This is a genomic window from Leucobacter sp. M11 (assembly GCF_035726885.1).
Classification (GTDB): Bacteria; Actinomycetota; Actinomycetes; order Actinomycetales; family Microbacteriaceae; genus JAPFRB01.
In genome coordinates this window covers 104,583-110,734 of record NZ_JAPFRB010000004.1, presented here as the reverse complement: position 1 = coordinate 110,734, position 6,152 = coordinate 104,583, and the positions used below count along the sequence as shown (strand labels likewise).

At 71.5% G+C, this 6,152-nt stretch carries 5 protein-coding genes and 1 pseudogene; 4 read left to right on the top strand and 2 right to left on the bottom strand.

Annotated elements, in window-relative coordinates; genetic code table 11:
- Nucleotides 1-234 (bottom strand): annotated as a pseudogene (locus tag OOT08_RS12500) (transcription termination factor Rho); the annotation flags it as partial.
- 284 nt (nucleotides 235-518) lie between these two features.
- Here OOT08_RS12500 and msrB point away from each other — a divergent pair.
- Nucleotides 519-926 (top strand): peptide-methionine (R)-S-oxide reductase MsrB, encoded by a 408-nt coding sequence (gene msrB, locus OOT08_RS12495; RefSeq protein WP_325093070.1) that lies wholly within the window; start codon nucleotides 519-521, stop codon nucleotides 924-926.
- Complete coding sequence (locus tag OOT08_RS12490) at nucleotides 923-1,777, top strand: nitroreductase family protein (protein ID WP_325093069.1); 855 nt, start codon at nucleotides 923-925, stop codon at nucleotides 1,775-1,777. Before msrB ends, OOT08_RS12490 begins: the two co-directional genes overlap by 4 nt.
- Before the next feature lie 27 nt (nucleotides 1,778-1,804).
- Here the strand turns inward: OOT08_RS12490 and OOT08_RS12485 are convergent, their stop codons facing one another.
- A complete protein-coding gene (locus OOT08_RS12485; RefSeq protein WP_325093067.1) occupies nucleotides 1,805-2,767 on the bottom strand; it encodes a DMT family transporter in 963 nt (320 codons plus the stop codon).
- 124 nt (nucleotides 2,768-2,891) lie between these two features.
- Here OOT08_RS12485 and OOT08_RS12480 point away from each other — a divergent pair, with 124 nt between their 5' ends.
- Both OOT08_RS12480 and OOT08_RS12475 read left to right on the top strand, forming a co-directional pair.
- Nucleotides 2,892-4,073 carry an acyl-CoA dehydrogenase family protein gene (locus OOT08_RS12480; RefSeq protein ID WP_325093065.1) on the top strand — a complete coding sequence of 394 codons (1,182 nt, stop codon included), beginning with the start codon at nucleotides 2,892-2,894 and terminating at the stop codon, nucleotides 4,071-4,073.
- A 1,025-nt stretch (nucleotides 4,074-5,098) separates the two neighbouring features.
- Nucleotides 5,099-6,152 (top strand): DUF222 domain-containing protein (locus OOT08_RS12475; RefSeq protein WP_325093064.1); only part of this gene is annotated, 1,054 nt, incomplete at its 3' end.

Below are 6,152 nucleotides of genomic sequence, written 5' to 3'. Positions count from 1 at the left end.
CTCGGATACCGCAGCGGGGGCCTCGTCGGTCACCGGTGCGGAAGCGTCATCGGCTCCCGGCGCGGGAACGTCTTCTGCGGCCGGGGTGGAAATCTCTTCGGTCACCGGGGCGGCCGGGGCCGGTTCCTCGGCGAAGGCCGCCGGAGCGGTGACGAAGGCGCTTCCCGCGATCAGGGCGGCCGAGAGCAGCCCGGCGAGGGTGCCTCTCAACCGGAGCGGTCGGGGTGCGGACATAGCGGATCGTCTCCTCGGGTGGGGGGCATGCAAAAATCATCCCTGGGCAGCCTCGGTGGAGAGCGAGACGCGGGAATGAAAGAGAATGCGGCTTCGTTACCGCGCTTCATCATCTTAGGCGATCCTAACCTAGGGAAGCAATGCCTACATCCGATGATGGCCACGCCACCCTGACCTCCCTCAGACCTTCGCCCGGGGCGATCACCCCGGGAGCTCTCGGACACGGCGCGTAGAATGGGCCGTGGCCGGGGAATCCCGGCGACCCGGATCGCGAAGGAGCCCCCATGAGCTACCCAGTCCAGCGGAGCGACGCCGAGTGGCGCCAGAACCTCACCGACGAGGAGTACGCCGTGCTCCGGCAGGCAGGCACCGAGCGCCCCGGCACCGGCGAGCTGCTCGATGAGGAACGGGCCGGGCTTTACTCCTGCCGCGCCTGCGGCAACGAACTCTTCGTGAGCGGCACCAAGTTCGACTCGGGTTGCGGCTGGCCCAGTTTCTATGAGAGCGTCCGCCCCGACGCCGTGGAGCTCCTCGAGGACCGGAGCCTCGGCATGGCTCGCACCGAGGTGCGCTGCGCGTCCTGCGGCTCCCACCTCGGCCACGTCTTCCCCGACGGCTTCGGCACCCCGACGGGTGACCGCTACTGCATGAACTCGGTCGCGCTGAGTTTCGAGCCGGGGACCCAGGAGTGAGCGACCCGGCCCCCTCCCCCGAGTACCCGGCGCAGGCCCTCGCCCTCGCCCGCACCTCCCGCTCCGCGGTGGACGACCGGGCCCCCGACGACACCGAGCTCGCCGAGCTGGTCGCCGCGGCGGGCCGCGTCGCCGACCACTCCACGCTCCGCCCCTGGCGGCTGCTCACGATGCGCGGCGACGCCCGGCACCTCCTCGGCGCGGCCCTGGCCGACGCCGCCGGCGAGGCCCCCGGCTCCGAGAAGCGCGCCAAAGCGCATCGGAAGGCCGAGCGCGCGCCCCTCGTCATCGCCGTCGTGGCGAGCATCACCCCGAAGCACAAGGTGCACGCCTGGGAGCAGGAAGCGGTCGCCGCCGGGGTCGCCCATCTGCTCAGCCTGCTGCTCTTCGAGCGGGGCTGGGGCGTCATGTGGCGCTCAGGCGAGTACACCCGGCACCCCGCCGTGCACGAGGCGCACGGCCTCGCCGAGCACGAGGTGCTCCTCGGCTGGCTCTACGTTGGCGGCACGCGGGATCGAGACCTCGGCAAGACCCTGCCCGCGAAGCGCCGGATCGATCCGGCCGAGTTCCTCAGCGCGCTCGCCCCGTCCGCACCGGCCGCGGGGGCCGGCGCCGACGCGCTTCCCGAGCCCGCCGAAGCGAAGCCGCACGCGGAACACCACCCGGGCAAGAAGCAGCGCCGCCCGAAACCGCCGAAGCGCTCCCCCGAGGAGGTCGCGGAGTACCGGGCGGCAAAGTACGTGAAAAAGGCCAAGCGGCACGCGAACAAGGCCGAGAAATACGCGCGCAAGGCCGTCCGCTCCGCCGAGCGCCTGGCCGAGCTGAGCGAGGCCGCCCCCGAGGCGGAGTAGCCCCGCACGGCCCGCGGCCCGAGCGGATCAGGCCGCGGGCGCGGTGCCCCGTCCGGACCCCTTCGTGCCGACGCTGGCCACGAGCACCGCGACGAGCGCGATCCCGGCACCGGCGAGCATCCCCACGGACAGCCCGTTCGCGACCGGGGCGACGGCGTCCATGATGATCGCGCCGATGAGCTGCCCCGCCACGTTCGACATGCTCAGCAGGAGCACGCCCGCGGAGCGCACAAAGAGGGTCGCGGCGGCGATGAAGATGCACCCCATCGGTCCGCCGAGGTACAGGATCGGGTTCGTCGGCCACACCTCCGGCCACCCCGAGACCGCGACCGACACGAGCGCCGCGATACTGAGAACCGTGGCGCCAACGAGGAAGTTGAAGAACGTCGCCGTGGCGGTGCTCTGCGCGGCCGCCCGGACGAGGCCGTTGACCGCGGACTGCCACGCGACCGCGGCTCCGGCGATCAGGGGCATGAGCAGCCACAGCTGATTCGTTGTCCCGCTGAGGCCCGACCACACCGAGACGAGCACCGCGACCAGGGCGAGCACCGCGCCGATCACCCGCGCGGGCGTCGCGCGGACCGTACCGGAGGGCCCGATGCCGATCCGGTCGATGATGATCCCGGCGAGGATCTGGCCGCCCACGATGCCCACCGTGTACATCGCGACGCCGAGCACGCCGACCGTGACGCTCTGGGAAAAGACCAGCATCGCGCCGCCGAGCCCGCCGAGGAGGCCCCACCAGGGGAACTGCCCCGCGCGCACGAGCCCGGTCACCTCGCGGATGCCGCGGCGGCCGGTGCGCGAGATCGAGATCACGATCAGCATGACCAGCAGTCCGCCGACGAAGGAAATTCCCGCGGCCAGGAAGCCGTTCTCCAGCCCCTTCCCGAGCCCGCCGTTGATCCGGGACTGCCCGGCGACCAGCACTCCGGCGGTCGCGGAGCCCAAGAGCGCCACCCAGACCGGAATCGACCGTGTCGTTGCCATTCGCTAACTCATTCCCCGTGTCACTCGAAGCGTACTGTGCCCACCATCAACCAGCAGACAAATACTCGTCGAGCGGCCTAGGCTATCCAGCAATCCTTCCACACCGGACAGAGCTAGGACGACGATGACTGATTACGCGCTGGACACCCCCCTCGACACGGACTACTACGGCGTGTTTGCCGATGTTCCCGCGGCCGACCGGGAGGTGTGGATGCGGGCCAGGGCGATGGTCGAGCAGACGATGCCCGAGGTGAACGCCGCGTGGGACGCGGCCGAGTACCCCCTGAGCTGGGCGCGCCGAATGGGCGAGATGGACCTGCTTAACGACGGCGTCGCCGGACCGGGACTCAACCAGGTGTCCCCGCTGGCCGCCGGTCTCGCCATGATGGAGCTGCACCGGGGCGACGGCTCGATCGGCACCATCGCGGCGGTGCAGGCGGGGCTCGCGCTCCGCTCCATCGCCGACTACGGCAGCGAGGCCCAGCGCGAGCGTTGGCTCGGGCCGCTCTCCCGCGGCGAGGAACTCGGCGCATTCGCCCTGACCGAGCCCGAGCACGGCTCCGACTCGGTCGGACTGGAGACCTCCGTGCGCGTTGAGGGCGACGAGCTCGTCCTCAACGGGGAGAAGAAGTGGATCGGCAACGGTTCGGTGGGGCATATCACCGTCGTGTTCGCCCGGGACGAGGAGGGCAAGGTCCGCGGGGTGCTCGTCCCCCAGGACACCCCCGGGTACTCGGCCACCACGATCACCGGCAAGGTCGCACTCCGGGCGATCCACCAGGCCGAGATCACGCTCACGGACGTGCGCGTGCCCGCCGACAGTTTCCTGCCCGGCATTGCCTCTTTCAAGGACGTCTCGAAGATCCTGTTCGCGACCCGGCTCGGCGTCGCCTGGAGCGCGCTGGGACACGCCACCGCGGTGTTTGAGTCGGCGCTGAGCTACGCGAAGCAGCGCATCCAGTTCGGCAAGCCCCTCGCCTCCTTCCAGATGGTGCAGGAACGGTTGACCGAGATGCTCTCGGATCTCGTGTCCCTGCAGCTGCACTGCCGCCAGCTCGCCGACCTGGACGCGGCGGGCGAGATGCGCCCGACGCAGGCCTCGCTCGCGAAGTACACGGCGACCCGCACGGCTCGCCGGATGGCGTCTACCGCGCGCGACATGCTCGGCGGCAACGGCATCCTGCTCGAAAACCACGTCGTCCGCCACTTCGCGGACATCGAGGCGCTGCACACCTACGAGGGCACGGAGAGCGTCCAGGCGCTCCTCGTCGGACGCGACCTGACGGGCATCGGCGCCTTCTCCTAGCGGCCGGGCCGGGGCTCCCCCGGTCGTTCCGGACCGGACGAGGGCCGCCCAGCGCCCGAGGCCGGTCCGGCTTGCTGGCCCTGCTGCGCCGCAGGAACGACAGCTCGAACCCGGGTTCGGCGGCACGGTTCTCCCAGAAACGCGTGTGTCAGTGGTCCCGGTTTACCGGACCGCATGACCCTCACCCCGAGCACCCTCGCCGACTCCACCGGGACCTTTCCGGGCGGGTCCGGGAGGGTCCCGGGCGCGGGAATAAGCGTTTCGAGACGAAGCCCCCACGCCCTCACCAAGGAGTGTGTCACGGCTCGAGACACCGCCGGGGCAGGGCGGGGCTTCATCGACTGGGGCGTGTCCTGCGCAGGGCAGGGCTGCCTCCTCGGGCCGCGCGGCTCCGAGGCGCGGCCCTGCGCCGGGGTGCTCCCGTACGGAGAAGTTTCCACGGTGGCGCTCTCCGGCAGCACGCGCGAAAAACCGCCGTGCCGCCGCGGTCCACGCGCCCCGCACCCCGGCAAACGCGAATGTCGGTGGTCCCGGTTACGGTCTGCACATGAACTTCTTCCCCAGCGCTGACGCCACTGTTCCCGGGTTCCGCCCGGGCGGGGCCGCGCTGCCTCCGCGGACGGCACGATGCCCGGGCGCGGCCCTGCGCCGAGGGGCTCCCGCGGTGGCGTGTTTCCACGGTTCCGCACTCCGACAGCACGCACGAATGACCGCCGTGCCGCCCCGGTCCACGCGTCCCACGCCCCACCAAACGCGAATGTCAGTGGTCCCGGTTATGGTCTGCACATGAACCTCTTCCCGAACACCGACGCCCCCTTCCCCGGGTTCCACCCGGGCGGGGTCGTCCCGCCTCCGCGGACAGCGCAATACCGAGGTGCGGACCTGCCCCCGGGCGCTCCCGCGGTGGTGTGTTTCTACAGTGGTTCACTCCGACAACTCGCCCGAATGACCGCCGTGTCGGCGCGGTCCACGCGTCCCGTATCTCGGCAAACGCGAATGTCAGTGGTCCCGGTTACCGTCTGCACATGAACTTCTTCCCGAGCACCGACGCCGCCCTCCCCGGGTTTCACCCGGGCGGGGCCGCAGTGCCCGGGAATGCCGCGGAAACACCCGCACTCGAGACTCCGAGGGACACCGCTGATGCAGTCAACTCCGTCACCGTTCCGGTGTCCGTCGCGGGGGCTACCGAATTGCTCGCGCTGGTGCTTGGCCAGTTGCGGGACGAGGCCGCCCGTGCGCTCGCCGAGGAGCGCGCCGCGGCCCGGGACACCGCCGGAGCTGGGCGGGGCGTCCTCGACTGGGGTGGCGGGCTCCAGGGCGTTCCCCTCGCCGAGGGCGGCTCCGAAGGGGCCCTGCACCCCGCGACGGCCCGCCGCCACGAACGCATTCTCCGCGATCTGGCAGCCGTCGAGGGCCTGGCGCGGCACGTGGACGCCGCCCGGGTCTGGGCCGCGGGCCGTGTCGACGAGGCCTCCGCCCGCGAATACGGGTCAGAAGGCCTCGCGAGACAACACAACTTTCGCTCCCCCGGCGCGCTCACCGCGTCCGTGACCGGGATCTCCGAGCGGACCGCCCGGCAGCGCATCCGGCTCGCGAAGCGCACCCGCACCGCGACGAACCTTTTGGGCGAGCCGGTGCCCGGCCCGTTCCCCGCGGTCGCGGCGGCCCTGGACGCGGGCGCGCTCGGCACCGACGCCGCCGAGGTGATCGTGGCCGGGCTCTCCCGGGTGATCACACGGATCGGAGCCAGCGAGCAGACGGGAGCCGCGGAGCGGGAACTGGTTGCCCTCGCCGGGTCCGACACGGGCGGGCTCCGGCACAGCGCCGAGGAAATGGCGCGCCTCACCGAGCACGCCGTCGAACTCCTCGACCCCGACGGAGCCGCCCCCGACGAGGCCGAACGGCGCGGTAAGCGCTTCCTGCGGCTGACGCCGCTGTCGGACGGGATGACCCGGCTCACCGGGCTCCTCGACCCCGAGTCCGCCGCGATCATGACCGCGCTCGTGACCCCAACGGAGCGGGAACGAGCGAAAGAGTGGGCCGAGCACCAGCGTGCCGAGGAAATGGGCGCAGACGCGC